This window comes from Arsenophonus nasoniae DSM 15247 (genome assembly GCF_000429565.1).
GTDB lineage: Bacteria > Pseudomonadota > Gammaproteobacteria > Enterobacterales > Enterobacteriaceae > Arsenophonus > Arsenophonus nasoniae.
Genome location: NZ_AUCC01000182.1, coordinates 1 through 2313, shown reverse-complemented (window position 1 = coordinate 2313; position 2313 = coordinate 1). Strand labels below are relative to the sequence as shown.

Annotated in this window: 1 protein-coding gene and 1 pseudogene; one reads left to right on the top strand and one right to left on the bottom strand. The window is 36.0% G+C overall.

Translation table 11 applies throughout. The annotated features are described in order from the left end of the window. Positions 1 to 462: pseudogene (locus G468_RS24295) on the top strand (BRO-N domain-containing protein); the annotation flags it as partial. Positions 463 to 506: 44 nt separating this feature from the next. Here G468_RS24295 and G468_RS21745 read toward each other — a convergent pair. Further along, complete coding sequence (locus tag G468_RS21745) at positions 507 to 2030, bottom strand: M85 family metallopeptidase (protein WP_051297188.1); 1524 nt, start codon at positions 2028 to 2030, stop codon at positions 507 to 509. Positions 2031 to 2313: the final 283 nt, after the last annotated feature.

The window sequence follows — 2313 nt, the reverse complement described above, 5'->3', positions numbered from 1 at the left end:
AATCGCATGGAAGCAGAGCTACATTCTGCACCAAAATACCAACCCCAAACAGAAGCTCACGAAAAGTTCAGCAGCAAAGATACCCAAAATCTCGCCCGTATCATTGCACTTATGACACAAAACTTTCGTTTCAAACAAGCATGGAATAATGCTATCTGGTATGCACTAAGAGAAGTAACAGGCATTCCCTCACCTTATCCGATGGAAGTTCGGCTAGTCCCTTCTATCGCTTCTGAATGTGAGCGTATCTGGCATGTCACGGAAGAGCTTCAAGATGTGATAGCTGATGCAGAAAAAACAGCGATTAAACGCATTATCCGCAAACGTGAAAATGCTGACAAAGTTATCGATGAGATAGAAACTTTGTTATCTCAGACTACACAGGATAACCAGCTAATGCTAAATGGTGCACTATCAAACTGGCATAAAGCTGAACTCACCTATTTCCTCCAACGCTGCTAATAGGATGCCCCATGAATGGGGCTCTTAATATCATTAGATATTGTTTATATGTTTTTAATCAAAAATCTCGGCGCATATGGGTCAAGTGACTCAGTGCGTCCAGCAAAGCGACGCTCATCCCAATCATCTTTCGATTCATATTCCCATTTTCCTTTATTATAGATAAATGACCATCCGTCACCTAACAATCCTATCGGTGGATTGGTCATCACAATAGCGATTGGTCTACCATTTTTATCAAAATATATTTGGCCAGCATATTCTAATGGATACCAGTTTTTTCCAGATAAAGTCGTCCAGTTATCATTGTATCCATATTCTTCGATATCTTTACCCTTCACTCCTACAGCAAAAGAACCATCATCAAATAGTAATCCATAGGGACCGTATATAAAAGATCCTTTAGCTTCATATTTTCCGTGTTCGAAAATCCCTTTTCCAAATAAATACTTTCTCCATTCTTTACTTTTATACCATTCTTTCCATGACTCACATTCTTCCTTATAAAACCCGCTTCCTTGTTCTGCTCGATTTACAGCCATAGCTGCAATCACTAGATTATATTTTTCTAAATGAAATTGTGTTAAAGGAAGATTTTCGCTAAAGATAATATTTTCATATTTAGCTGCAAAAAGATTATTCTTGCAATGACTAGCACTAGCACCCATAAAAAAAGCTGATCCTAGTTGAACATCATTATCATCACAAAATAGATGATCAGGTAATAAATACCGAAAATATTGAGGTGGATGATTGTTTAAATCTTCAGGCCGATTCTCGACAAAAAAATTGATAGCGAATAATCTATTTATTACTTCAGTTGGATGCTCATGATGTCGATATATAGTTTCACACAAACACGCAAAATCATGTTCATATATTGCTCGTATTCTCTCTAATGAGTAATAATTATTAAATCGTTGTATACGTAAATCCATTTCTGAGGCAATACGATAAGCTAGTATATCCGTTGGGCCTATTCTTTCCTCACCTTCTGGCGGATCACCGGCATTTGTGATTGCGTGAATTATTTCGTGAATAAGTGTGTATTGCCAAATTGGATAGTGTTCAGACAAATAATTTGGTGCAACAGAAATAGTTATAATGTCCTGATAAATATTATCTGTTAGATTGCTGTTTGAGCTAATTCCTATTATAGGAACAGTATCAACAGTTGAGCGGGTAATCTCTTCAGGTCTAATATCCTGAAATCTTCTATGTCTATCTCTAAGTTCATATAAATTCATATAATAAAGATTAGGCAAAACACTATTATGCGAAAAATTTAGATTATTTCTTTCCTCTCTTAAACTAAAAACAACTGCTTGTCGAAATGTCTGAGAAAATAATAACGCTTCATGAATTGTATCTTCAATAGCAATTGCAGTATGTCGGTCTACTAAGAAACTAGCTCGATCATTTATAGTCCTCCTTACGTCTATTATCATTTCTTCAATTTGGCGAGAACTAAGTTCAGCTCTAGCACCATTAGTGACAACGTATTCTGCATAATCATCCATCTTCCGAAAAATCTCATTTTGATTAACTTGATCTTGATTATTTTGCATACTTCTTCCTTTTTACATATTATCGTTAATTTTCTACCTTAGCTGACAAATAATAACCAGTTATAGCTAAATGGTGTCCTTTCAAACTGCCATAAAGCGGAATTGCCCCATTTCCTCCAACGCTGCTAATAATAGGATGCCCCTATGATGGGGCTATTCTTTTTGAGCTTGTTGCTGATTCCAGATTGAATCAACCGGCATCTCTACCCTAACATCTAGTGTAATGGTCAACAAATTCTGTAGAAGATCTAAGCGGCATTTTTTAGTTCATGATATTTTTGAT

Coding starts and splice junctions, on each gene's coding strand:
- G468_RS21745 (WP_051297188.1), bottom strand. CDS start 2,030: ATGCAAAATAATCAAGATCAAGTTAATCAAAATGAGATTTTTCGGAAG.